Below are 22,635 nucleotides of genomic sequence, written 5' to 3'. Positions count from 1 at the left end.
CACCAACTGGATTCCATGGTGCTTGCTCTGTGCAACAACGATATGTAGATATAGACGACACATCTATGGTGTTTACGTATACAGGTAAAGTTTTCAAGCAGATGGAGGTCGTCATGAAGCGGGGCAAAGCCATCGAGTCCGTACGCTGGGATTTGGCATTGAGGTACAGGTTGATCGAGACAGTTGCATGGTGGGAAGGCCGGTTGACTACGAACCACCTGATGCAAAGTTTCGGTATCAGCCGCCAGCAAGCCTCGAAAGACATCAATACATACATTGATGAGCATGCACCGAGAAATCTGGCTTACGACAAGCATCTCAAGGGCTACGTTCCCAGCAAGCACTTCAACCCGATATTCATCGAAGATAGCGCTAGCGCGTACCTTCATCTCCTTAACCAGAATCACGAGCGGGCCCCGCACATTGAGGGCTTAACGTTGGCATATGCGCACATAGATGTTTTGGATGTACCCGACCGATCTATACGCCCCGAGGTGCTTAGGCCGCTACTCAAGGCCTGCCGGGAGGGCCAAAGATTGGAATGCGAGTACGCGTCTTTCCGGACGCCAGAAGGCGAAACACGCCTCATAGCCCCTCATACGCTCATTCACACTGGTATGCGTTGGCACGTCCGAGCATATTGTGAAAAAAACGGTGAGTATCGTGATTTTGTGTTGAGTCGGTTTCGCGGCATTCCGGAGCTAATGAACGACGTCACAGACCACACTCGCTTGCTAGATCCGGGATGGACGACGCCGGCAACAGTGGTCTTGGAGGCTGACTCAAGACTGAAGGCTGGACAGCGCGCAATCATCGAAGCCGACTATGGAATGGAAGACGGTCAACTCGTAATCAAGACCCGTGGAGCTCTGGTTCAATACGTTTTGCATCGATACCAAATCGATACCACTAAGATGCACATGAAGCCGATGGCTCAGCAGATTGTGGTAGCGAATATGGATGAATTGAGCCCTTGGTTGTACTAGAGCGAAGACAATCAGCTGTTCAGGCGCAGTTTGGATGTGTAAAGAAATCATCCATATGACTGTAGGAGCATTTGCACTTCCTGGTCTGCACGCTCCATTTGCGTACGCAAGCTCACTTGGGCTTGTGCAGTTGCTATTCGCTAAAGCCTACATATGTAGGCCTCGCGCGAAGAGGATCGGCAGGTCAATTGGCAGAATCACTTCACGGCTGGTCGCCAGCTCGTTCTGTGACCACCATCTAATCTCAGATACGGCTTCATGCTCCTGAGGAGTCCAACTCTCAGAGGAGCACTGCTCCTCAAGTGCGTGAACGATGTAGTAGTTCTCTACCGCAAGGACGTGTTCACCGTCCGACAATTGCCACGGAAACTCCTTGCGCGCCAGGCTAAGACCAACGTCCTCCACCGCGATACCCGTTTCCTCTAGCAGCTCCCGAATCGCCGCCTCCTCGAATGTTTCACCGACTCTAAGCTTTCCACCGGGAGTCGCCCAATAGCTCCTGCCGGCTAAAGCGCCAGTCTTGTAATGGATTTTGAACAACAACAGGCGATGGGATGGGCTGATCAGCAAAATTCGAGCAGCAAAACAGCGTCGCGGCATAACGCCCCCGTCTCGACGATTACTATTAATCAATAACATCTAATACGTCAGCTCCCTTCATACGACGTACCTCAACCACGTAGTCGGCGATGTTGGGAACCGCATACTCGACCACTAGCTCGACAACAGTTTTCGTAGGCTTCCCAGAAGGCTTCACCGGATAATCATTGACTCTACGAAAGACCTCTGTGTTGCGGCGATGGGGAATAGGCCAGGTATTGCCCGAGTTCATGTGACACAGCCATATTTTTTCAGCATAGGCTGGGATGAGCGTCGTCGAGTCGAGGGTCAAGACATCGTGCTCTAGATTGCGGTAGTCACGAGCGCCGAGCAAACGGTGAAGCCGTTCCTGCTCAACCCAGAAGAACACTTTGTCATTGATCAGTTCGTACCATTGGCGTGGGGTTGTGCCATCCGTCAACGCCTTCAGTAAACGCCCCTCTGGCATGGGCTTCTGATCTCGCAGCACAATGTTTGATGGATGCCCGGCCTTCACATCCATTTTCTGGTCACGGTGTTGACTTTCGAACCGTGCGCGGTCTGCACCTTCAATCTGTAGATGATCGAGAACCGCTGTCGTACTCATTAGCCCATGGGCACGAATACTTTCCCAGGCACCCCGCTCTGCCATGTGGTAGACCCGGGGGTAGAGCTCGATTAGTTTTTGCAGATCCATCTTTTACCTCCTACCTGACCTTGCAGTCCAGTTGCGCCGATCAATCAGCGAACGAAGATCGCTGGCACCTGTGTCACGTGAAAACCGGGTGTTAATCAGCGATACCGGCGCTTGGGAAACGCGCTCCAACTCCTCCACAAACTTGATCGTGTCTGGGTCAAGCTGCTCGAACCGGCGTGCCTGACTGTTCGTGGACTTCAGGTAATCCGCAAAGGTCAACACAATATCTGTGGGAGCATTCAGAGCACAGGCTTTTCGGAACTGATCCCATTCGAACCAACCGACACGTCTGCTTCTATGGGTGGTTGATGTTTTTTCAGCTGCGTTCAAAGCCGGAGCTTCAAGGCCTGCGGACTCAGCAATTTCGTCGAAGGTTGTGGGACGTTTAAGCGCGCCGGAAGTGTGGCCTTGGTCGCCGTCGGGATCGCCCACGCGAATGGGCATTGGCCGAATAACCATCAGAATTTTGCGGATCCGACTCGGTGATATCCCCGCCTCAGCGAGGCATCCTGCGACATTAGTGTCCCGGGAAGTAACATGAGGATAAGCACCGTGGAAAATACTCAAACCGCTACCTTGAGTGCCTTCCAATAAGATGGAATGACCTTTACGGTAAGCCTCCTCCAGCCTGTCAGAAGTTGATCCATGGTAATTTTCGGGGGTGCCAACATAGGCACGAAGCGCCTCAACATCACGCGCTAGCCTGACTGTGCCTTTGCCTCTATCCAGAATACGTCGCGCAGCCGCGGCTCCGCTCCCGCTTCCAGTTGACGCGATAGTTGAGACCAGGTGTCCCTCCCTTTCTGTTCCAATGTCCCAGTCTTCGATAATGGTGGCTTGGGGATCAATGAACAGCCGGTCTTGGCCGATAGCGCAATCCTCGATCTCCTTCAAAAGTCCTGGTAAGTGGATAGTCATGCCTGGGCCGAGGAGCAATCGTGCGGTTACATCTCGTGATCCTGAGGGCAGATGGTGGTACGTATATGGGCCGGCTGTACTTGCCACTGTATGACCTGCGTTGGGCCCACCGACGCGTACCATCACGTCATATTCGCGCGCCAAATAAGCGACGATATTGCCTTTCCCCTCACTCCCATACTGACCGCCAATGAGCACATCCACACATCTGATTTCTGGAGGAGTGTACAAATGCAAACGGGCTGCAACCCTCACGAGCGTGTCGTTAGAGTCAGAGCGTTCGGTGTATACGCGCACGTCTGCGTCTTTCTTCAGTGCCTCGATCTCAGCCTGATCCCTCAGCTGATTGACCTCATCATAGGACGAAGTATCTTCGGTACCTTCGACACGCTCGGCATAACGCTCCTGAAGCGTGTTGTCACTCGCGTACAGATGGACATGAACTAGATTGGCCCCGAAAATCCTACGAAATTGCAGCACTTGGGCCAGCGTATTCAAATGGTCAACGACTAATGGACGCCAATCCGCTTCGTTTGCGCACATTGTCTCGGTTTCCCGAAGCATCCACTGTGAATGCTCTGCCTCATCTAACTCCCTTCGTCGATCAAGAATAGCCGGCTGCTCCATGTTTAGACGCCACCCATCATCTTGGAGTGTTCGACGATCGCGAACCACGGTGAATCCGAACTCCTTCTCCAGCAAATCGGCTAAGCCACTCTTGCCGCTACAGGTCTTTCCACTAATCACTAAGATCTGCCGAGTATCCATGCACTACTTCTCCCAGATTTTCGAGATCCGATCTGCGATTTCAATCGGATTAAGTACTTCGTTATCTAGAACGACGTCAGCTACGCCTGCGAGCGAACGTGCCGTCTGCTCGTTAGGGTGCATCAGGCTGGACAGGTATTGTGCTTCCTGGTCTTCGCCACGCTCCGCGTACCTTTGCCGCAGTACAGACTCCGATGCGACGATGTAAACGTGCCTCACCGAGTCCGCAAAATGAAGTCTGAAGAGCTCAACCTGAACGGGTTTGCGCACCGCATCCAATAGCCAATTCTCGATATTCGCCTGGGATTCGATGGCGGGCCTTGCCACTGAATCTACGAGCCAGGAAAACCTGGTAGCGATATCTAGGGCATCACCGAGTTCTTGGAGATGATGACGGTCTATGAGCACGTCTCGAGCAGTCAACTGCTCACGCAAAAAGGCTCCACTGCTGATGGAAGTAAACCCATAGCGCTCTTGGAGGGCTGTAGAAACCGATGTTTTACCGCTGGCTATCGGGCCACTCAATAGAAGTAGTCGTTTCACAGTGAGGACGATCCCTGTCTCTAAAATGCAATATAACCATTAAGCCTAGCTTGGTTGGCGGAGAAGAAAGGATTTTATGAGAGGCAGTTCAAAGCGCAGTTCGCTATGTTTGAGCGCGCTTAGCACCAACGGGATCTCTCATCCCGGTGCCTTAACATGCGCACAGGCTCAGATCGACCGCGCAAGATCAACTGTCGAGCACGACTCTTAACATACGTTTGACCGGTTGCTTGCAGAGAAGTAACTTTACAGGAGCTCAACGCGAGCGCTCTCTTTGGTAGCGGTAGCCGGAATACCTACACCGCTCCATTCAGGGTTAAGTGGCTTCTCAAAAAGGAACTGGCCATCCTCACTTATCCATGAAGAAGCAAGCTGTTCCTTTTAGGGCCCTTCAATCCGAGCTAGCAAGTATCCTCCTACGCACAGCTGCTCAACCAACCACGAAGCGTCTTCCACGCTGAACGTGAATACTCTGTCTTCGATGCCCAAAATCGGTACGAATAGCTCGTCGTTCACCCCTATGAAAAGCTGAAAATAGCTTTGCGAATCTGGATAGCGAAACGATCCAGATGCTCCAAAGAACATTCCGTCCAAGTCGTACCCGTGGTTGCATAACCAATCCTGCTGTGTGGACTGAGTACGAGACAGAATCAGTTGGTGAAATAGCTTTCCAAAATCTAATTTCTGCGGATTAGGGATACCAGTGAGGATTGCGTTTCGTTGATAGAGCGTTTTGACCAGGGTCGACAGCCCATCAGCTAGCTCCCCGCATTGCTGAGCAGTGAAGTCATATTCAGACCCGTCTAGGACGAGGCTTATGTAGCTATTTGCGAGTTCAACAGATGCCTCGAACCACCTAGCTTCCTCACCCTCACCCTCACCCTCACCCTCATCGTCATCGTCATCGTCATCGTCATCGTCATCGTCATGAGATAGAAATGCGCGCTCGGCCCTGAATCTAATAATTTCTGCAGAATCATGCTCTTTCAACATTGCCCACTCAGCCCTTTTCCGTGAAATACAAACTTAAACGGATTTTTTCGAGCAAAACTTTAGCGCTGCGCAAAATTACTTTTCAGTCAGATGTCTTTTTAATCCCACCACTCAAGTTTCGAATTTCGCCTCCGTTTAAATAGTCATGCGACATATTTTCTGAGGACTATCGAGACCATGAGTACAAAACTGCCGCCGAACAGATTCTTCACGTTCAAGGATGGTTCGCCCGAGGGGGAGTTGGACGAAGTTAGGCTCGCCATCTTCACTCGGCCCGGCATTGCCGAGGGTGAAGTCATAGGCGATGACAACAGCTACGCAGTTCTCCTGGATACAGAATCCAATGGCGTAATTTCTATCAAAATCGATGAGTCGCGCTTTAGGTTCACGCCTCAGCAGGCGGCTGCGCTAGCCTCAGCACTCACTGAATTATCGAGAGCTGAAGGATGACTTTCCGCCTTCGCTTTGGAGAAGCGGCGATGTGAAACAGAAGCTCTTCATCATGGATGGGGGAGCTTTCGAAAAAATATTCCGATCGGGCTCAAGGTTTCTCAAAACGAACCGTTTTTCATATCTATGACATCTCGAGAAACCGGTTTTGAACCTACCAACGATCGCATTTACACGCTCCCTGAAAGGCGCCGTTCCGTTTGCCGAGACCATCCAGGGTCGTCGTCAACGCAGGGCGTGGGAGCGTTTAGTTAGCTACATGGACTCATCAGATTCCCTTTCGGACTTTGACAGGGCTGCTGCCTTCGCTGAGGGCTATGCGCAAGCGCTCGTCGACGGTGAGCAGATCGAAATCTCAACAGAGCGTGACTTACTGATCATCTCAATCGTTGATGAGTGGCGGCGTCATTTCAACCGTACCAATGGTTCGTCCACTTTCAGCACTCCCCTCCTCCAAGGACATTCATGACTTCCAAGTTTCAGCGCTACGCGGACGACGAAATTTCAGATCCAAGCCTCCGAATGCCTCGTCAAATTTTGGCAACCAGCACCAACCAGTATCCGATTGACATCTTGGTTTCTCGCTGGGAAAAACACTTGGTCGAGCCATCTGTTGCTCACGAGAAGTACCCTTGGGCTGCGGGCTTCGTAATGGGCATTCCAGTTCCGTCTTGGCATCGCCCAGTAGTCTGGAATCTGGGGCAAAAGGCTCGGTTCATCGTTTCTGTGTGGTCTGGAGGTGATCTTGGAAGCTATCTCACTAATGAGTGGTGTGATTCGGGTGCGGGGCGAGCAATGGCTGAGAGCTGCGATATTTTGATCGATGGCTTGCAGCGGTTGCATAGCCTTGAAGAGTACCTTCTTGATCGCTTGGCAGTCCCAGATGCTCAGGGGCAACCAAGGGTTTGGTCTGAGATTGGCAATGGCGAACGGAAGCGTTTCTTGTCGACAGTCTTCATGCATGCGCATGTATCGTCTGATGACGAATTGTTGTTGCGAAAGACTTATGATCTTTACGCCATGGGTGTAGCTCCTCGTACGAACGAACAGCGTGCGGTTCGATAACCTAGATTTTATTTTCCGGGCATGCCCCTCTGGGGATGGCTGTCGTAAACCAAGTCTCGTCTATCGACGGGTCTTGGCCCTGCGGGCTTCCATCCTCATGCCTTCGACCTTCCTGGTCTGCGCGCTCCGCTTACATAATGACCAAGGTCACCACCTAGCTTGGACATTTCTTTCAGCTGCCACATACTAGCCTCATCCACTAAGGAACGAGGCTCAGCGAATGGCGTGGTCATTTTGGAAAGACAAACGTCCTGAATGGGTTCAGGCAGAGGAGCGAGCCTTCATCAAGGCAGCCAATGGTTTGAAAACTCTGCAGACAACTCCTCGCGGTGGGGTGAGGATTGACCCTGAGGAACTCAGAGATCAGATCCTGGCGGCAAGAGAACTGTATAAAGATCTGGTGAAGAAATAGCGGTGCGTACCCGCTGCCTGAGGATGACTCGGCGATATACGCTGAGCAAAGACTGCGAGAGTCTAGAGAGGTGGTGCGGGAACCCCTACCTTGTCTGGTGAGCGAAACCACTCCAATCAACAAACCGTGATTGTCTCCACATGGCTAAAATGTCTCATAAAGCGCAACCCCGCTCAAAAAGACTGGCTGATTAGGAACGTGTTTATGACGCTCAAAATTGCTTTTGCTGCTGTGCTAAAAGCGATGCGCGCGGCCAAAGGATTGACCCAGAGAAATCTCGCGGAAGTCAGCAGTCGAACATACGTTTCGAAATTAGAGCGCGCCCAGTCAAGTCCCACGCTGGAGATGATCATGGCTTTGAGCGGCCCGCTCAGAGTGAGTCCCATGACCCTGGTCGCCATTACTCTTTGCGCTGAGTCGGGAGAGTCCGTTGACGCTTTGCTGCGTCGCACCCAAGAGGAACTGGCGAGCCTAGGCCATGAGGGAGTTCTCAAAAACTTGGCGATTTCGTCGTGTGATGAGTTGCCAGCGCGACATATCTCTCCAAAGCCCGCAAGGCATCGCTCAGTGACGAAGTCCCAGCAAGCCGAATTCTATTTCGCTGAATAAACGCTTTTCATTGCCACGTAAGCAGACGGCTGACACGTCTGCGGTTGTGGCAAGCCTTTAAGGATCCAAGAGGTCGAGTGATGCGTAATTTCGATCTTGACCTGAGTAGGGTTACCTATGAGCACTTCATCACCGGCAAGGCAGCCATAAATTTCCCGAGGCCTCACGCCACTTCGGGCGGATGGCACTACCTAGCATATTGGAACAGCAAGGTCGGAGAAGCGAAAGTGTCGCTTGCTGGTATCCACTACCCCGACACGAGATTTTGCTTTGGTGACACGGGCATCTTGAACGCCACCGATGAACTTGAGCGGAGGGGGTGGAAGAGCGATCACCAAATCTATATGGCCGATCACTTACGCGCGACCGGAGATATGGTTCTCAAGTGGGTGCTCGGACGCTCAGACTTTTGCAACGTCGAGCTGTCAGAGTGGTTTCCGGACGATCATGATTTAGATGCCATGGTCGTAATGCTCAGAGGAGCCATCAACAAGCTGGAAAACGTTCAAGGTGATCGTCTTAGTCGATGGCTTGGTTCGCAGCTCCAGTAGGATAGTAGGAGCATTGTCTATTTGCTTACGAACAAAATATCCCCCTGCACTCCTCCGCCCATTAGCTCACCAGGTCACCATGATCAACACACAAATGCAGCAGATTCTTCCCCAGGTGATCAAGGTTGTGGAGCGGGCAGGTACTTTACTGGCGGAGGAATGTGTCCGTCCGGAAGGCCGTAGGGGCTACGGTGATAAAGCTGAAATCGACGTCGAAATTGAGGTGTTTCTCCGTGAGGAGTTGCTGAAAATTTTGCTATGCGATTGGTGGGGTGAAGAGACCGGCCACATACTTTTCGGCAACTCCTTCTGCTGGGTTGTTGACCCCAACGACGGCACCAGTGATTTCCTCAAAGGCCTAGATGGATCGGCCATCTCAGTAGGATTGCTTCACAACAATCATCCCGTTTTGGGCGTAGTACATGCACCTTTCACACCAACCGAGAATTCAGACTGCATCAGTTGGGCGCAAGGCATGGATCACCTGGCTAGAAATGGAAACCCCGTATATGTAGACCTCTCAAAGCAGGAGCTTACGGATGGAAGCTTGGTGATGGTGAGCGCTGCAGCCCGCAACAAGCCGCAGACCAACCGCGAGCTCTGTGCGCCGGCAGGTTTTTATCCCATGCCATCGATTGCGTACAGACTGGCTAAGGTCGCTGCTGGGGATGGAGTTTGCGGACTGTCTCTATATCCGGTGTCAGCCCATGACGTAGTCGCGGGGCACGCATTGCTGATTGGTGCCAAAGGCGTTTTGGTCGACGAATCCGGAAACCCTATTCAGTATCGTACTGAGGTGGAAATGTTGAGGGTTTGCCAACAATGCTTTGGCGGAGCAACCAATGCTTGTTCTGAACTCGTGAGTCGCGACTGGGCCAAAGTTTTTGAGACGTCGGCGAACTAGGGCGCTCTGTAAAGCCGGAGGGATCATTACCTACGCATTGGAGACGGCATGTTGCCAGTTTTTTCAAAAAAATTCGGTGTCTTTTGGAATCAAAAAGTAGCCGCGACTGACGTCGCAAAGGTGCGACCAGCATACACAACACTGGCTTCGCCGCCCTCCATCATGCCAGCACGCGATGCTAGCCGAACCATAGCCTGACAGCAGCGCTGAGTTACCTTACTGCCAAGTAGACGCTTACCCCATCGCTCATTGATGGAATCCAGCACGCTCATGGGCTTTTCAGGAGTGACCGGTTGTGAGATGGAAAAAAGGTCATCCGTGTACTCACCTTTTGGGCAAAGACTGAGCAGGTATACCTCTACATTGCTGTACTTGAACCCTGGTCGGAACACTCGGTCATCAACGATGACTATCGTCAACCTATAAAGGATCTGCCCATGTCCCTACCCCTTGTAGCGCAGAGCGTTGGCTACAAGTGCGAAGGCTGGCAAGGATTGCCTCCGGCTCGGGTAGTAAAGGTGATATCCCGGAAAAGTCGGCGACCAGTCCTCAAGAACACGGATCAACCGGCCATCCTGGACATAGGCCTGGACAACATCCTCCGGCGCATAAGCCAGCCCGTATCCTTCCAGAGCGGCGGCCATTGTCTGGGGTGAGGTGTTAAAGATCATCTGCCCAGACACCTGAACATGCAGTGCCTTACCCGCCTTGGAAAACTCCCAGGCATACAGGCCACCATGAGTGGGCAAACGCAGGTTCGCGCAGTTATGGGTGGTCAGATCCTGGGGAACTTGTGGCTTTTCACGATGGGCAAAGTAACTCGGCGCGCCCACCACAGCCATGCGAAAGTCAGGGGAAATTCTGACTGCGATCATGTCTTTTGCCACCTGATCGCCTATCCGCACTCCCGCGTCATAACGTTCAGCGACGATATCGATCAACCCGTAGCCGATATTGATCTCCAGGGTGAGGTCGGGATATTCCGGCAGCAACCTGGAGAGTTTCGGCCAGAGAATGGTGGATGCGGGATGGTCGTGGGACGTTATCCGAATAGTCCCTGATGGCTTGTCGCGCAACTCTCCCAACGCGGCGACTTCAGCTTCTATTCCCTCGTAGTAAGGCACAAGGCTGGCGAGCAAACGCTCGCCGGCTTCGGTCGGCGACGCCCCGCGTGTGGTGCGGGTCAACAAGCGGATTCCGAGACGCTCTTCAAGACTACGGATGCTATGGCTGATAGCGGATTGGGACACACCCAGATGGGCCGCGGCTCTGGTGAAACTGCGCTCGCGCGCAACGGTGATGAACACCGCTAGGCTGTTGAAATCGCTCTGCGCCATGATGAATTTATCTCATACCGGTTATCGCAGTATGCCACTTCTTGAATGGATCAGATCTTTTTAAAGTAGCTGCATCCCCAATAACCAAACAGTTTGTGGGTTGGTTTCCAATACCCTCAAAGGAGATGGATGATGCAAAAGCGCAAAATCGGCAGCAACGGCCTCGAAGTTTCAGCCATTGGCTTGGGCTGCATGGGTCTGACATTTGGCTATGGCCCCGCCACTGACAAAGCGGACGCAATCAAACTCATCAGGGCGGCCTTTGAGCGTGGTGTCACCCTCTTCGATTCGGCAGAAGCCTATGGGCAAGTCAACGAAGAAATGGTGGGTGAAGCCGTTCAACCATTTCGCGAGCAGATTGTCATCGCGACAAAATTCGGTTTTAAGGACGGCAATCCCGCCGCTGGGCTGGACAGTCGACCTGAGCGCATCCGTCAGGTGGCGGAAGAATCACTCAAGCGCCTGAAGACCGACTGCATTGACCTGTTTTACCAACATCGCGTCGATCCCAATGTCCCTATGGAAGATGTTGCCGGGGCCGTGCGCGACCTCATCACCGAGGGCAAGGTCAAATACTTTGGCATGTGTGAAGCTGGCGTAGACGCTATCCGTCGTGCCCATGCAGTGCAGCCGCTGTCGGCACTTCAAAGTGAGTATTCGATGTTCACCCGTGAGCCTGAACTGGAAATAATTCCAACTCTCGAAGCGCTCGGGATTGGTTTCATTCCCTTCAGCCCGTTGGGCAAAGGGTTCCTGACCGGGAAAATAGATGCCGGTACGACGTTCTCTAGCGGTGATGTACGGAATAATCTGCCTCGATTTGCTGATGGTGCCCGCGAGGCCAACCACCATCTCGTCGCCCTGATCGGTGAAATCGCCCAGCGCAAGCAAGCAACCCCGGCCCAGATTGCATTGGCCTGGCTGCTGGCACAAAAGCCGTGGATTGCGCCTATCCCCGGCACCACCAAGCTGCATCGCCTTGAAGAAAACGTAGGCGGAGCAACCGTGCAATTGACCGCAGAAGACCTTCGTGAACTCGGTGAGGTTCTGGCCAAGGTGCCTGTACAAGGTGACCGTTACAACGCGCAGATGATGAAAACCATCAACCGCTAAGCGTTCTTCAGCGCCTGACGGTGTTTCTTCAGGGGCACCGTCACGCGCTCATTTCCCACTATTCACCTGCACGAGCGATCAATCACTATGAAGTCAGACGAAGCGAACTTCGCCGTACCGGCATTTGCGCGCTACACCCGGGACGTGCTTTTGGAAGAGATATGGCAGCGTCCGCAATTGCTGCCCCGGGATCGCAGCATCGTGACCGTTGCCGCCTTGATTGCGCGGCATCAGCCAGCCGAAATGGCTCGCCAATTCGATTTGGCGTTGAACCATGGTGTTACGCCCACCGAACTGAGTGAAGTCATCACTCATTTGGCATTCTATTCAGGCTGGGGCAATGCCACATTGGCGGCATCCATCGCCAAAGACGTATTTGAGGCCCGCGATATCGCGCCAACCGCATTGGCGGATGTACAGGACAACCTGCTCCCAGTTGACGACGCCTTTGAGCAGATGCGCGTGGCAGCGGTAGAACAGATGATCGGGCCTGCATTCGACGCGCTCGCAGGCTATACAACTTCGGTATTGTTCCATGACCTGTGGCTGCGCCCGGCACTAACACCCCGTGACCGCAGTCTGGTCACGGTCGCCGCCCTGGTTGCAGTGGGGCAAGCCGCTCAAATCCCTTTCCATGTGAACAAAGCCATGGATAACGGCCTGACCCAAATTCAGGCCGCTGAAATCATTACGCATCTAGCCTTCTATGCCGGCTGGCCGAATGCAATGTCGGCGGCAGCCATCGCCAAAGGAATTTTCGAACAGCGCGCCGAGTAAACCGCTTGGCAAATCTGGCGCTGTACATCGAATGATCGGCCGTGAATCAGTCATTTCGCGCGAGCGAAGATTTCAATACATCCAGGGTAAGAACATGCAAAGCACCAAATCCGAAGAGCGGCACATCATCTGCGAGCTTCGCTGCGATGATTGCAACACCGAGCGGGTTAAAGCCTTGATTTTGCAATTTGTTGAGCCGGCAAGAGCGGAACCCGGTTGCCTGTATTACGACCTCTATCAGAGTTTAGAGGCACCCAATACGTTTTACATTATCGATGGCTGGACAAACCAGCAGGCGGTCGAAGACCACGCTGGCAACCAACATGTCGCCAGTGTTATGGATGAACTACGTCCACTGCTCACTTTCGGCCCCGTCATTACGCTCAATGCACGGGTAAGCGACTGAGGTCAATCGACTGATCAACAATCAGGGGCCTGCTACACAGCCTTATGAGGGTCATTCACCCATTCATATTTTCAATACTCGGTCACTGAAATTTTCTCGACGAATTACTGAATTGAACTCACAAGGCCGCGCGTTTTTGAAGGACTAATCATCAAGCGCCTCTCACCGTAGAGTGAAATCACACCATTGTAGGAAAATGAAAATGACAGATGTAACTGTAGTAATCGGTGCTGGTTCAATTGGCCAAGCCATCGCTCGGCGCGTGAGCGCTGGCAAACATGTATTGCTTGCCGATCTGCGGCAAGAAACGGCTGATGCAGCCGCGAAAGTTTTGAGCGATGCAGGTTTTGAAGTCACCACGTCCAAGGTTGATATCTCGTCCCGCGAGTCTGTCCAGGCACTCGTCGCCCTTGCTGCAAGCATTGGTGACATTACCGGAGTCATCCACGCAGCAGGTATTTCTCCATCTCAGGCTGCACCTGCCACCATTCTCCTGGTCGACCTGTATGGCACCGCTTTAGTGCTGGAGCTGTTTGGAGATGTAATCACAAAAGGTGGTTCGGCAATCGTCATCGCCTCGCAGTCAGGTCACCGCTTGCCGGCGCTCACCACCGAACAGAACAAAGCCTTGGCGTTAACCCCGACTGAAGATCTTCTTGCTTTACCGATGCTACAGCCCGAGCTAGTAACCGATCCCCTGAACGCCTATCAGATATCCAAACGTGGCAACTCTCTGCGTGTGGCTGCGCAAGCCGTTCGATGGGGAAAGCGTGGGGCGCGTGTTAACACGATTAGCCCTGGCATTATCTTCACTCCTTTGGCCCGGGATGAACTCAATGGCCCGCGTGGGGATGGGTACCGCCGCATGATCGAATCGTCCGCAGCCAAGCGCGGAGGTACGCCCGATGAAGTGGGTGCGGTCGCTGCTCTGCTTATGGGCCCTGAAGGGACGTTCATCACCGGCAGCGACATCCTTATGGACGGCGGAGTTACCGCTCAATACTTGTATGGCGATGACCAGTAGCGCCACAGGCCAGCAGGAGTGGTTTTATTCTTGCTGGCGTGCCCACTCGCGCACCGCTTCCGCGAACATCCGCAAGGCCATAGGCGGGTGCCGATTAGCTGGGTAGTAGAGACATGCGCCGGCATAGTAAGGGCCCCAGTCAGGCAGCAGATGGACTAGGCGCCCGGCCTGCAAATGTTCCTCGGCCTGATGCTCAGGTACCCACGCAATACCAATGCCCGCCAAAGCAGACTCTATCATCAGGTTGATGTTATCCATGGTCATGGGCCCGTCGACATCGATGCTGGCTGATCTGCCCAGATGATCGAGATCCCAACGAAACAGCGTGCCGCTGGCAAAGCGAAACCGGATGCATCGATGAGCCTTGAGGTCGTGTGGTGCCATAGGCGCCGGATGCCGACTCAGGTACTCAGGCGAAGCCACTGCAGCAAATCGCACATCGGGGCCGAAGCGCACCGCGATCATGTCGCGCGGAACATCGTCAAACAGCCGAATGCCCGCATCGAACCCATCGGCGACGATATCGACCAAGCGGCTTTCAGCCACACACTCGATATGGATCTGCGGATTGTCCTGGAGAAATTGGGGCATGACGTGGCGGATCAAAAGTTTGAATGATGATTCGGATGCACTCAGTCGTATCAGGCCTGAAGGGGTATTGCGCTCTGACGTGACGTCGTTGACCGCACATTCGAGTTCGCCCAACAGTGGCTGCACTCGCAAGAAAAGTTGCTCCCCCGCCTCGGTCAAGGCGACTGAGCGGGTTGTCCGATTGAACAAGCGAAGTTCAAGGCGCGATTCTAGCCCGCGCATTGAATGGCTCAGTGCCGAGGCCGAAACACCCAGCATCCTGGCAGCGCCGCTGAAACTGCGTTGTTCAGCGATGGCTACAAATGCGGTCAATTCAGGAAGGCCAGCACGAATCATTAGTGAATTCTCCTCAACTCCCCATGAAGCGGTGCGCCAATTGTTGAATTAGGCACAGGAATTTAAAGTGTACCTGTCAGCCACAACTTTGCGAAGGAGACGAAACATGCAGAAACGTCAGCTAGGCAAAAGCGGTTTGGAAGTGTCCTCCATTGGCTTGGGCTGCATGGGCCTGAGCTTCGCGTATGGCCCCGCCTTGGAGCGTAACGCAGCAATTTCTCTGATCCGTAATGCTTTCGACAAGGGCGTCAACTTCTTCGACAGTGCAGAGGCTTATGGGCCTTACACCAACGAGGAACTGTTAGGCGAAGCATTGGCCCCGATCCGGGATCAAGTCGTCATCGCGACCAAGTTTGGCTTCAAAAATGGAGTTCCTGGTGAAGGTCTCGATAGTCGCCCCGACACCATAAAAGCGGTCGTCGAGGCCTCGCTGAAGCGGCTCAAAACTGACCGCATCGAGCTACTCTACCAACACCGCATTGATCCTCAGATTCCGATTGAAGACGCTGTGGGTGCCGTGAAGCTACTGGTCGAGGAAGGCAAAGTTCTGCACTTCGGGATGTCAGAAGCGGGGCCACATGCAATCCGCCGCGCGCACGCCGTGCTTCCTGTTGCCGCCCTACAAAGTGAGTATTCGTTATGGTGGCGCGAGCCTGAAGAGCAGATCTTGCCGGTACTGGAAGAACTCGGAATCGGCTTCGTTCCATTCAGCCCGCTGGGCAAAGGCTTCCTGACCGGAGCCATCGATGCCGACACCAAATTCGCGGACGACGACTTCCGCAATGTGGTTCCGCGCTTCACCGAAGAAAACCGCAAGGCCAATGCGAAATTGGTCGAGGTGCTCGGTCAGATCGCCGACGGTAAAGGCGCAACACGAGCGCAGGTTGCCTTGGCTTGGCTGTTGGCGCAAAAGCCTTGGGTCGTACCTATTCCAGGTACCACCAAGTTGAATCGACTGGAAGAGAACATCGGTGCAGCCGACCTCCTCCTGAACAAGGCCGATCTTGTTTCCATCGCTACGGCACTTGAGCAGATCAAGGTCGTGGGTGATCGCTACCCTGCTCATTTGCAGAAGAACGTTAACCGCTAACTTCCACCGCCCTGGCCAACCGCGGCGCCCGTAGATGGGCGTCGGTGGTCTTGTTTTATTCAACCCGATTTCAAGAGTATCGCTGACCATGCCACCGACAGAACGCCACATGGAGACAACTCAGCCGTCCGACAAACAAAGCCTATGGATTCTGGCGACCCTCAGTGCCTTGATGGCCTTTGCTTCCATCTCAACCGATCTCTACCTGCCTGCCATGCCCGCCATGGCTAAGTCGCTGCACGCTAACGCGGGCCAGCTTGAGCTTACGATTTCCGGCTACCTGATCGGCTTTAGCCTAGGCCAGTTATTATGGGGGCCGGTCGGCGACCGATACGGACGGCGGATGCCAGTCGCGTTGGGGTTGCTGCTGTTTATCGCGGGTTCCGCCGGCTGCGCTCTATCGACGACGGCGCCAATGATGATTGGCTGGCGTGCGGTACAGGCGGTAGGCGCATGTGCCAGTGTCGTGCTGGCCCGTGCAATGATCCGCGATCTTTATGAAGGGCACCGGGCTGCACAAATGCTGTCGACCCTGATGACGGTCATGGCCGTGGCCCCGCTACTGGGCCCGAGCATTGGCGGGGTAATTCTCAAATTAGGCTCATGGCATTTGATTTTCTGGGCGTTGGCGGTATTTGGCGTGGCCACACTTGTTGCCCTGTATACGCTTCCGGAAACCCTTCCTGTCGAACGCCGCAATCACGCCCCGCTCAGTGGTGCCTTTTACCGATACGGCAAACTGCTGACCGATCGCCGCGTCCTGGGTTATGCCTCGGCAGGTGGATTCTTCTATGGGGGAATGTATGCCTACATCGCGGGAACGCCTTTCGCTTACATAGACTATTACCACCTATCCCCGCAGACCTACGGGATCCTGTTCGGTGTGGGCATCGTGGGGATCATGCTCGCTAATCAGCTCAACGCCAGGCTCGTCAGGCAAGTAGGTACTGATCAGCTGATGCGATTGGGAGCGCTGATGGCTGCCTTGTCGAGCCTCTGGCTGGTGATCGACGTATGGAGTGGTATTGGCGGGCTGACGGGATTGGTCGCGCCGCTGTTCGTGTTCGTCGCAGCAGCGGGCTTAATCGTCGCCAACTCGATCGTCGGTGCGCTGGACAGTTTCCCCCATATGGCTGGAGCGGTTTCTGCACTGATTGGGGCGTTGCAGTACGGAACAGGGATACTCGGGTCGGGCTTGGTCGGCGTACTGGCAGACGGTACCCCGAAGCCAATGGCGACAGTGATCGCAGTATTCGGAGCGGCCAGTATGGTGTGTGCGTTCTGGGTGGTTAAATCTAAACCTGGAAAGGACATCGAAATCCAAGGTGATCAGACTGCTACGGAGCGTTAAAAACAGGACAGGGCAGCCACTACGCTGCTTGCCCTGTCCTAGCCTTCTCTCGTTTCAGCTCACTTTGCGCCCTTCAACCGGGTAGCCCGGATCGGTGAAACCGTGGGTCGATGCATGCCCTGGCACAACCAGGCTGTCGACCAGTTTCTCGTCATCTGGCCCCAACTCCAGCCCTAAAGCTTCTATGTAGCTGTCCCAATGAGCTTCGGTGCGCGGGCCCGCGATCGCCGCGCTGATCAACTGATTTTTCAGTACCCATGCGATGGCAAAGGCAACTGAAGTGGTGCCGCGATCGGTCGCATGCTGGGCGATGGTCTGCGCGAGCTTCAAAGACTCGGGACGCCATTCTGTCTGCTGGATACGCTTGTCACCGCGCCCGGCTCTTGTATCAGCCGGTGGTGGCGCATCCACTGGGTACTTACCGCTGAGAACGCCACGGGCGAGCGGGCTGTAAGGGACAACCCCAATGCCGTAATTGCCTGCGACAGGCAGTTGCTCTACCTCGGCGATGCGATTGACGATGTTGTACAAAGGTTGGCTGACGGTTGGCCGCTGGATCCCCAACGCATCGGCAATGCGCACCATCTCGGCGATTTTCCAACCGTGGAAATTGGAAACCCCGTAATAGCGGATCTTGCCTTGGCGAATCAGGTCGTCGATTGCGCGCAGGCCTTCTTCCATCGGCGCATCACTCAAAGTGCGATGGAAATACAGGATGTCGATATAGTCGGTGCCCAGGCGCTTCAGGCTGGCTTCGACATTCTGCATAATCCACTTGCGCGACTGCCCTTGTTGATTCGGGCCTGCATCGGCCGACGACGGATAGCCGAACTTGGTCGCCACGACCCAGTTGTCACGCTGAGCCGCAATGGAGCGGCCCACCACCTCTTCGGAACGTCCAGCGTGATAAGCATCAGCAGTGTCGATGAAATTGATGCCTGCGGCACCCGCCTTGTCGATGATGCGCTTACTGGTAGCTTCATCGGTCTCGCCGCCGAACATCATCGCACCCAGGCACAAAGGCGATACTTTCAGGGCGCTGCGGCCCAGATAACGGTAATTCATCATTAACCCTCAAAGGCGTTTAAAAGATGAATTGATCCTAGACCCATTTGTATTGGTGATTAAGGTGCAAAAAAGGGATACGGCCATGAGACTAACTCATGAATGATTTACGCCTTGTAGCGCAGTGCATCCACTACAAGAGCAAGTGCCCGTGAAGACTGCCGCCGGCTCGGGTAGTAGATGTGCAAGCCCGGGAAGGTCGGAAACCACTTCTCCAGCACCCAACAAAGGCGGCCGGCCGCAACGTACTCTTTAACCAGATCCTCAGGCAGATAAGCCACACCGCACCCGTCCAGCGCAGCCGCGAGCATCGGGTATGTGCCATTAAAGGTCAGTTGCCCTTGCACCCGAAGCTGTAACTCGCGGTCACCGTTAGCCAGTTCCCATGGGTAGCAACCCCCATGAGTGGGGAGCCTTAGGTTGATGCAGTTGTGAGCTGCCAGATCTTCCGGTAACTGCGGTGCTAAATGCACTTTCAGATACGCCGGCGAGGCGACCATCGCCATGCGTAAGTCGGGGCCGATTCGAACGGCAATCATGTCCTGGGCAACCTGGTTCCCCAGGCGCACGCCAATGTCATAACGCTCTGCAACGATATCGGTCAGCCCGTAGTCGGTCATGATTTCAATCTTGATATCTGGATAGCGCGGCATGAAATCCGCCAGACGCGGCCACAGCACCGCGTTGGCGGCATAGTCCGTGGCCGAGATACGAAGCGTGCCGCGAGGCGAATCCCGCAGCTCGACCACTTCGGCAAGGTCGGCCTCGATCTCATCGAAGCGCGGGGCCAGCTTATTGAACAGTTGCTCTCCGGCTTCAGTGGGCGCCACACTTCTGGTGGTTCGCGTCAGCAAACGCACGCCAAGTCGGGCTTCCAGCGCGCGGATGGTATGACTCAGAGCCGACTGTGAAACGCCGAGCTGAGCGGCTGCGCGTGTGAAGCTGCGCTCCCGCGCGACAGCCACAAATGCCAAAAGGTCGCCGTATCCTTCGCGCGCCATTCATGAACCTCATTCATATAGTGATCGTTGTTGAGCATATCTCAGAGCAACGTCCATTGATGAGCTGAACTCATGACGCCATGCAGGTTATGCCTCTTAATCAATGGATTTCAGTTGCCTACCATGGGTTGGTCTATTCATTCGTTTCAAATGTTCGAGGTATGCAATGAAGACCATCGGTTACGCCGCACAAACCCCACAAAGCCCTCTCGCCCCCCTACGGTTCAATCGCCGCGAACTGCGCCCCAACGACGTTGCCATGGAAGTGCTCTACTGCGGCGTCTGCCACTCCGACCTCCATACCGCGCGTAACGATTGGGGCTGGACGGTCTACCCTGCCATGCCCGGACACGAGATTGTTGGCCGCGTCACCGCCATCGGAAATGAAGTGAGCCGCTACAAAGTCGGTGACGCTGTGGCCGTCGGCTGCATGGTCGATGCGTGCATGACCTGCGACCAATGCCGCAAAGGCGAAGAACAACTGTGCCGCGAGGGGAATACCAACACCTACAACGGCAAGGATCGTTTGAGCGGTGAGAACACCTTCGGCGGTTACTCCAAGCACCTGGTGGTACGTGAAGAATTTGTGCTGCGCGTCCCTGAAAGTCTTGACCTGTCAAAGGTCGCCCCGCTGCTGTGTGCGGGTATCACCACTTACTCCCCGTTACGTACCTGGAACGTCGTTCCCGGCAGTCGTGTTGGCGTAATCGGTCTCGGCGGCCTGGGCCATATGGCCGTCAAGCTGGCAGTGGGAATGGGGGCCGAGGTGACGGTTATCAGCCGCACGCGGGACAAGGAAGCCGATGCCCTGGCCTTGGGTGCCACACGCCTTCTGCCATCGAGCGACAGCGCTGCCATGGTCGCTGCGGCTTCAAGTTTCGATCTGATCATCGATACGGTGCCAGTCAAGCATCAGCTCGATGGTTATGTATCGCTGCTCGATGTCGATGCGACCCTGGTGATGGTTGGCCAAGTCGGGCCGATGGAAGAGCAGAACACCGTGCCGATGATACTCGGCCGGCGCCGCATTGCTGGCTCGCCCATCGGCGGCATTCAAGAAACCCAGGAAATGCTCGACCTGTGCGCCGAGAAGAACATCCTGCCTGAGTGCGAAATGATCCGTATGGATCAGATCAACGAAGCCTTTGACCGGATGGAGCGCGCCGACGTGCGCTATCGCTTTGTCATCGATATGGGTTCGTTGCCAGCGCCTGCGCCAACCTGATCGCCAGCCGTACCCTCAGGTTCGCGGGCAACGGATCCAGGCCCGCGAGCATTTCGACACTCCAATAGGAACGTTCGATGAAACTGCTCACCGCTACGACCTTCGCCACCCTCCTCTTCGCCACCGCCGTGGACGCTGATCAAGCTCAGCCGCGTCCCGATCCGAAGCCGTCACCCGACCTACTGGAAGTCACCCCGCAGCTATACAAATACACCACCGAGCTGCTGTTCGGCGAAGTGTGGAAACGTGCAGAGCTGTTACCGCGAGATCGCAGCCTGATTACCTTGTCTGCCCTGATCGCCAGCGGCCAGATCCCGCAACTCACAGGGCACATCAAACTGGGGCTCGACAATGGCCTCAAGCCAAGTGAGATCAGCGCATTGATTACCCACTTGGCGTTCTACTCTGGCTGGCCTAACGCGATGTCTGCAGCCGGCGTCGCCAAGCAGATATTCAGCGAGCGACATATTCCAGCCGATCAGATTTCGCCACCAGTGGGCGCTCCCCTGACACTTGATCCAGAGAGTGAAGTAAAACGCCGTGCCGCAGTCGAGGCTGGTGTTGGAGGCGTGGCGCCGGAGCTGGCTCGATACACCAATGACGTGTTGTTCGGTGACCTTTGGCGGCAAAGCAATCTCAACGCCCGAGACCGCAGCCTGGTCACTGTCGCCGCTCTTATTGCCCAGGGCCAAGCGGCACAGCTCCCGTTCCACCTCAACCGAGCCATGGACAACGGCCTGAGCCAAGCCCAAGCCGCCGAGGTGGTGACGCATTTGGCGTTCTACGTTGGCTGGCCGAAGGCGATGTCGGCGGTGCCGGTGCTCAAGGACGTATTCGCTTCACGCAAGCAAGTCTGATACTCAAAGCTAGAGCGCGTGACGCTGTATACCGTTGGACACCCGCAGGATATCGGCCATCACCGCCATGGCGATTTCTGCAGGGGTCTTGCTGCCCAAGCGCAGGCCGATGGGTGCATGGATCCTTTGCAGGCTCGCGTCATCGAGCCCACCAATCCGCGCCAGGCGTTCAAAACGCTTACTGCTTGTGCGCTGCGAACCCATCGCGCCAATGTAGAACGCCTGAGTACGTACCGCTTCAAGCAGTGTGAGGTCGTCCAGGCGCGGATCATGCGTCAGAGCTACCACGGCTGTTGACGCATGGCATCCGCCATTGGCGATGTAGACCGCCGGCAGCACCTCATGTACTTCAACCCCCGACAGTGTGAAGCCGGCAATTAGTTCTTCCCGTGGCTCGCACAGAATCACCTCATAGCCCAATGCAATGGCAAAGCTGGCGCAGAACTCCGCGACGGGTGAAAGCCCGGCCAGCAGCAAACGCTGCACCGCGCCAATACGAATTGCCACCTGTTCCACGCCGACTTCGACTCTCGCTACATCCATGCTGCCAGGGTCGATGCGACGGTGCTCGGTGCCCAGCAGCACTTGACGAGTTATCAAGCCCGATCCAGCGAAAGCCGCCTCAACGGCCGCAAGATGCGCGTCGGTATCGCTGGTCGGAGCCAGATATTCCACAAGCACGTCTAGAACGCCACCGCATGGCAACGCCAAGTTGGGTGCCAGACCTCCCTCGCCATAGCGAACCACTTGGTTCACCGGCCTGAAGAATTGACTAGCGACCCGCTCAAGAAAATCATCCTCGACACACCCGCCAGACAGTGAGCCCCGATGCTCGCCAGAACTCAGACAGACCAACATCGCCCCAGGGCCGCGCGGCGCCGAGCCGAAGGTGGCAAGGACAGTGCAAAGCCATACAGGCTGACCCTGTGCGATCCAGGCTCGGGCCTGCTGAATGACCTGAAGATCAAGCTGTTTCATGGCATCGAT

At 54.8% G+C, this 22,635-nt stretch carries 25 protein-coding genes; 15 read left to right on the top strand and 10 right to left on the bottom strand.

The genetic code is table 11. The features are described from left to right. Positions 1 to 113: 113 nt before the first annotated feature. Positions 114 to 986, top strand: coding sequence for a helix-turn-helix transcriptional regulator (locus AC1RO5_RS09910; RefSeq protein WP_493174737.1), 873 nt, complete (start codon positions 114 to 116; stop codon positions 984 to 986). Positions 987 to 1,133: 147 nt separating this feature from the next. On the opposite strand, the gene AC1RO5_RS09905 is transcribed toward AC1RO5_RS09910, so the two are convergent. From AC1RO5_RS09905 to AC1RO5_RS09885, 5 genes are all read right to left on the bottom strand, one after another. After that, positions 1,134 to 1,625 carry an NUDIX hydrolase gene (locus AC1RO5_RS09905; RefSeq protein ID WP_493174736.1) on the bottom strand — a complete coding sequence of 164 codons (492 nt, stop codon included), beginning with the start codon at positions 1,623 to 1,625 and terminating at the stop codon, positions 1,134 to 1,136. Next, positions 1,612 to 2,262 (bottom strand): DUF7002 family protein, encoded by a 651-nt coding sequence (locus AC1RO5_RS09900; RefSeq protein WP_493174735.1) that lies wholly within the window; start codon positions 2,260 to 2,262, stop codon positions 1,612 to 1,614. Before AC1RO5_RS09900 ends, AC1RO5_RS09905 begins: the two co-directional genes overlap by 14 nt. Before the next feature lie 3 nt (positions 2,263 to 2,265). Continuing rightward, positions 2,266 to 3,948 carry an adenylosuccinate synthetase gene (locus tag AC1RO5_RS09895; protein ID WP_493174734.1) on the bottom strand — a complete coding sequence of 561 codons (1,683 nt, stop codon included), beginning with the start codon at positions 3,946 to 3,948 and terminating at the stop codon, positions 2,266 to 2,268. A gap of 3 nt (positions 3,949 to 3,951) precedes the next feature. Further along, positions 3,952 to 4,491, bottom strand: coding sequence for an AAA family ATPase (locus tag AC1RO5_RS09890; protein ID WP_493174733.1), 540 nt, complete (start codon positions 4,489 to 4,491; stop codon positions 3,952 to 3,954). 381 nt (positions 4,492 to 4,872) lie between these two features. Beyond that, positions 4,873 to 5,484 carry a hypothetical protein gene (locus AC1RO5_RS09885; RefSeq protein WP_493174732.1) on the bottom strand — a complete coding sequence of 204 codons (612 nt, stop codon included), beginning with the start codon at positions 5,482 to 5,484 and terminating at the stop codon, positions 4,873 to 4,875. A 177-nt stretch (positions 5,485 to 5,661) separates the two neighbouring features. On the opposite strand from AC1RO5_RS09885, the gene AC1RO5_RS09880 reads away from it, so the two are divergent. The 6 genes from AC1RO5_RS09880 (at position 5,662) to AC1RO5_RS09855 (ending at position 9,475) form a co-directional block, all read left to right on the top strand. Beyond that, complete coding sequence (locus tag AC1RO5_RS09880) at positions 5,662 to 5,934, top strand: hypothetical protein (RefSeq protein ID WP_493174731.1); 273 nt, start codon at positions 5,662 to 5,664, stop codon at positions 5,932 to 5,934. A gap of 465 nt (positions 5,935 to 6,399) precedes the next feature. Continuing rightward, positions 6,400 to 6,999, top strand: a complete 600-nt coding sequence (locus AC1RO5_RS09875; protein ID WP_493174730.1) for a DUF262 domain-containing protein — start codon at positions 6,400 to 6,402, stop codon at positions 6,997 to 6,999. A gap of 220 nt (positions 7,000 to 7,219) precedes the next feature. After that, positions 7,220 to 7,411 carry a hypothetical protein gene (locus AC1RO5_RS09870; RefSeq protein ID WP_493174729.1) on the top strand — a complete coding sequence of 64 codons (192 nt, stop codon included), beginning with the start codon at positions 7,220 to 7,222 and terminating at the stop codon, positions 7,409 to 7,411. 204 nt (positions 7,412 to 7,615) lie between these two features. Continuing rightward, positions 7,616 to 8,020: a helix-turn-helix domain-containing protein gene (locus AC1RO5_RS09865; protein WP_493174728.1), complete on the top strand. Its 405-nt coding sequence runs from the start codon at positions 7,616 to 7,618 to the stop codon at positions 8,018 to 8,020. An 80-nt stretch (positions 8,021 to 8,100) separates the two neighbouring features. Continuing rightward, positions 8,101 to 8,571 carry a hypothetical protein gene (locus tag AC1RO5_RS09860; RefSeq protein WP_493174727.1) on the top strand — a complete coding sequence of 157 codons (471 nt, stop codon included), beginning with the start codon at positions 8,101 to 8,103 and terminating at the stop codon, positions 8,569 to 8,571. Positions 8,572 to 8,650: 79 nt separating this feature from the next. Beyond that, positions 8,651 to 9,475 (top strand): inositol monophosphatase family protein, encoded by an 825-nt coding sequence (locus AC1RO5_RS09855; protein ID WP_493174726.1) that lies wholly within the window; start codon positions 8,651 to 8,653, stop codon positions 9,473 to 9,475. A gap of 443 nt (positions 9,476 to 9,918) precedes the next feature. On the opposite strand, the gene AC1RO5_RS09850 is transcribed toward AC1RO5_RS09855, so the two are convergent. Further along, entirely contained in the window at positions 9,919 to 10,812 is an 894-nt protein-coding gene (locus AC1RO5_RS09850) for a LysR family transcriptional regulator (protein ID WP_493174725.1), read from the bottom strand. A gap of 132 nt (positions 10,813 to 10,944) precedes the next feature. Between AC1RO5_RS09850 and AC1RO5_RS09845 the strand changes: the two genes are divergently transcribed. The 4 genes from AC1RO5_RS09845 to AC1RO5_RS09830 all read left to right on the top strand — a co-directional run bounded on the left by AC1RO5_RS09845 (position 10,945) and on the right by AC1RO5_RS09830 (position 14,132). Beyond that, positions 10,945 to 11,925 carry an aldo/keto reductase gene (locus AC1RO5_RS09845; protein ID WP_493174724.1) on the top strand — a complete coding sequence of 327 codons (981 nt, stop codon included), beginning with the start codon at positions 10,945 to 10,947 and terminating at the stop codon, positions 11,923 to 11,925. 87 nt (positions 11,926 to 12,012) lie between these two features. After that, positions 12,013 to 12,702 (top strand): carboxymuconolactone decarboxylase family protein, encoded by a 690-nt coding sequence (locus AC1RO5_RS09840; RefSeq protein ID WP_493174723.1) that lies wholly within the window; start codon positions 12,013 to 12,015, stop codon positions 12,700 to 12,702. A gap of 94 nt (positions 12,703 to 12,796) precedes the next feature. Further along, on the top strand, positions 12,797 to 13,108 hold the full coding sequence (locus tag AC1RO5_RS09835) for a putative quinol monooxygenase (protein WP_493174722.1): 312 nt from the start codon (positions 12,797 to 12,799) through the stop codon (positions 13,106 to 13,108). Between the two features lie 202 nt (positions 13,109 to 13,310). Further along, on the top strand, positions 13,311 to 14,132 hold the full coding sequence (locus tag AC1RO5_RS09830) for an SDR family oxidoreductase (RefSeq protein WP_493174721.1): 822 nt from the start codon (positions 13,311 to 13,313) through the stop codon (positions 14,130 to 14,132). A gap of 24 nt (positions 14,133 to 14,156) precedes the next feature. Here AC1RO5_RS09830 and AC1RO5_RS09825 read toward each other — a convergent pair whose 3' ends face one another. Continuing rightward, a complete protein-coding gene (locus AC1RO5_RS09825; protein ID WP_493156473.1) occupies positions 14,157 to 15,059 on the bottom strand; it encodes a LysR family transcriptional regulator in 903 nt (300 codons plus the stop codon). A 106-nt stretch (positions 15,060 to 15,165) separates the two neighbouring features. On the opposite strand from AC1RO5_RS09825, the gene AC1RO5_RS09820 reads away from it, so the two are divergent. Together AC1RO5_RS09820 and AC1RO5_RS09815 are read left to right on the top strand one after the other, a co-directional pair. Continuing rightward, on the top strand, positions 15,166 to 16,149 hold the full coding sequence (locus AC1RO5_RS09820; RefSeq protein ID WP_493174720.1) for an aldo/keto reductase: 984 nt from the start codon (positions 15,166 to 15,168) through the stop codon (positions 16,147 to 16,149). Between the two features lie 34 nt (positions 16,150 to 16,183). Beyond that, the gene (locus AC1RO5_RS09815; protein ID WP_493174719.1) at positions 16,184 to 17,500 is read left to right on the top strand and encodes a Bcr/CflA family multidrug efflux MFS transporter; all 1,317 of its coding nucleotides are present in this window, start codon (positions 16,184 to 16,186) and stop codon (positions 17,498 to 17,500) included. A gap of 54 nt (positions 17,501 to 17,554) precedes the next feature. On the opposite strand, the gene AC1RO5_RS09810 is transcribed toward AC1RO5_RS09815, so the two are convergent. Both AC1RO5_RS09810 and AC1RO5_RS09805 read right to left on the bottom strand, forming a co-directional pair. Further along, complete coding sequence (locus AC1RO5_RS09810) at positions 17,555 to 18,565, bottom strand: aldo/keto reductase (protein WP_493174778.1); 1,011 nt, start codon at positions 18,563 to 18,565, stop codon at positions 17,555 to 17,557. A 107-nt stretch (positions 18,566 to 18,672) separates the two neighbouring features. After that, the gene (locus AC1RO5_RS09805; RefSeq protein WP_493174718.1) at positions 18,673 to 19,566 is read right to left on the bottom strand and encodes a LysR family transcriptional regulator; all 894 of its coding nucleotides are present in this window, start codon (positions 19,564 to 19,566) and stop codon (positions 18,673 to 18,675) included. Between the two features lie 166 nt (positions 19,567 to 19,732). On the opposite strand from AC1RO5_RS09805, the gene AC1RO5_RS09800 reads away from it, so the two are divergent. Further along, positions 19,733 to 20,791, top strand: coding sequence for an NAD(P)-dependent alcohol dehydrogenase (locus AC1RO5_RS09800; protein ID WP_493174717.1), 1,059 nt, complete (start codon positions 19,733 to 19,735; stop codon positions 20,789 to 20,791). Positions 20,792 to 20,868: 77 nt separating this feature from the next. Continuing rightward, positions 20,869 to 21,648, top strand: a complete 780-nt coding sequence (locus AC1RO5_RS09795) for a carboxymuconolactone decarboxylase family protein (RefSeq protein ID WP_493133874.1) — start codon at positions 20,869 to 20,871, stop codon at positions 21,646 to 21,648. A 9-nt stretch (positions 21,649 to 21,657) separates the two neighbouring features. Here AC1RO5_RS09795 and AC1RO5_RS09790 read toward each other — a convergent pair whose 3' ends face one another. Beyond that, entirely contained in the window at positions 21,658 to 22,626 is a 969-nt protein-coding gene (locus AC1RO5_RS09790) for an XdhC family protein (protein WP_493133872.1), read from the bottom strand. Positions 22,627 to 22,635: the final 9 nt, after the last annotated feature.

It is taken from the genome of Pseudomonas sp. GW822-FHT02G04, from assembly GCF_058802085.1.
The sequence above is the reverse complement of the archived record's forward strand: the minus strand, read 5'-3'. Positions and strand labels throughout refer to the sequence as shown.

Bases quoted from the DNA above. Each gene is read 5' to 3' on its own strand.
- AC1RO5_RS09800 (WP_493174717.1), top strand. From the start codon at position 19,733: ATGAAGACCATCGGTTACGCCGCACAAACCCCACAAAGCCCTCTCGCC.
- AC1RO5_RS09855 (WP_493174726.1), top strand. From the start codon at position 8,651: ATGATCAACACACAAATGCAGCAGATTCTTCCCCAGGTGATCAAGGTT.
- AC1RO5_RS09795 (WP_493133874.1), top strand. From the start codon at position 20,869: ATGAAACTGCTCACCGCTACGACCTTCGCCACCCTCCTCTTCGCCACC.
- AC1RO5_RS09810 (WP_493174778.1), bottom strand. From the start codon at position 18,565: ATGAATTACCGTTATCTGGGCCGCAGCGCCCTGAAAGTATCGCCTTTG.
- AC1RO5_RS09895 (WP_493174734.1), bottom strand. From the start codon at position 3,948: ATGGATACTCGGCAGATCTTAGTGATTAGTGGAAAGACCTGTAGCGGC.
- AC1RO5_RS09815 (WP_493174719.1), top strand. From the start codon at position 16,184: ATGGGCGTCGGTGGTCTTGTTTTATTCAACCCGATTTCAAGAGTATCG.
- AC1RO5_RS09790 (WP_493133872.1), bottom strand. From the start codon at position 22,626: ATGAAACAGCTTGATCTTCAGGTCATTCAGCAGGCCCGAGCCTGGATC.
- AC1RO5_RS09875 (WP_493174730.1), top strand. From the start codon at position 6,400: ATGACTTCCAAGTTTCAGCGCTACGCGGACGACGAAATTTCAGATCCA.
- AC1RO5_RS09900 (WP_493174735.1), bottom strand. From the start codon at position 2,262: ATGGATCTGCAAAAACTAATCGAGCTCTACCCCCGGGTCTACCACATG.
- AC1RO5_RS09860 (WP_493174727.1), top strand. From the start codon at position 8,101: ATGCGTAATTTCGATCTTGACCTGAGTAGGGTTACCTATGAGCACTTC.
- AC1RO5_RS09865 (WP_493174728.1), top strand. From the start codon at position 7,616: ATGACGCTCAAAATTGCTTTTGCTGCTGTGCTAAAAGCGATGCGCGCG.
- AC1RO5_RS09880 (WP_493174731.1), top strand. From the start codon at position 5,662: ATGAGTACAAAACTGCCGCCGAACAGATTCTTCACGTTCAAGGATGGT.
- AC1RO5_RS09850 (WP_493174725.1), bottom strand. From the start codon at position 10,812: ATGGCGCAGAGCGATTTCAACAGCCTAGCGGTGTTCATCACCGTTGCG.
- AC1RO5_RS09820 (WP_493174720.1), top strand. From the start codon at position 15,166: ATGCAGAAACGTCAGCTAGGCAAAAGCGGTTTGGAAGTGTCCTCCATT.
- AC1RO5_RS09905 (WP_493174736.1), bottom strand. From the start codon at position 1,625: ATGTTATTGATTAATAGTAATCGTCGAGACGGGGGCGTTATGCCGCGA.
- AC1RO5_RS09870 (WP_493174729.1), top strand. From the start codon at position 7,220: ATGGCGTGGTCATTTTGGAAAGACAAACGTCCTGAATGGGTTCAGGCA.
- AC1RO5_RS09825 (WP_493156473.1), bottom strand. From the start codon at position 15,059: ATGATTCGTGCTGGCCTTCCTGAATTGACCGCATTTGTAGCCATCGCT.
- AC1RO5_RS09885 (WP_493174732.1), bottom strand. From the start codon at position 5,484: ATGTTGAAAGAGCATGATTCTGCAGAAATTATTAGATTCAGGGCCGAG.
- AC1RO5_RS09840 (WP_493174723.1), top strand. From the start codon at position 12,013: ATGAAGTCAGACGAAGCGAACTTCGCCGTACCGGCATTTGCGCGCTAC.
- AC1RO5_RS09805 (WP_493174718.1), bottom strand. From the start codon at position 19,566: ATGGCGCGCGAAGGATACGGCGACCTTTTGGCATTTGTGGCTGTCGCG.
- AC1RO5_RS09830 (WP_493174721.1), top strand. From the start codon at position 13,311: ATGACAGATGTAACTGTAGTAATCGGTGCTGGTTCAATTGGCCAAGCC.
- AC1RO5_RS09910 (WP_493174737.1), top strand. From the start codon at position 114: ATGAAGCGGGGCAAAGCCATCGAGTCCGTACGCTGGGATTTGGCATTG.
- AC1RO5_RS09845 (WP_493174724.1), top strand. From the start codon at position 10,945: ATGCAAAAGCGCAAAATCGGCAGCAACGGCCTCGAAGTTTCAGCCATT.
- AC1RO5_RS09835 (WP_493174722.1), top strand. From the start codon at position 12,797: ATGCAAAGCACCAAATCCGAAGAGCGGCACATCATCTGCGAGCTTCGC.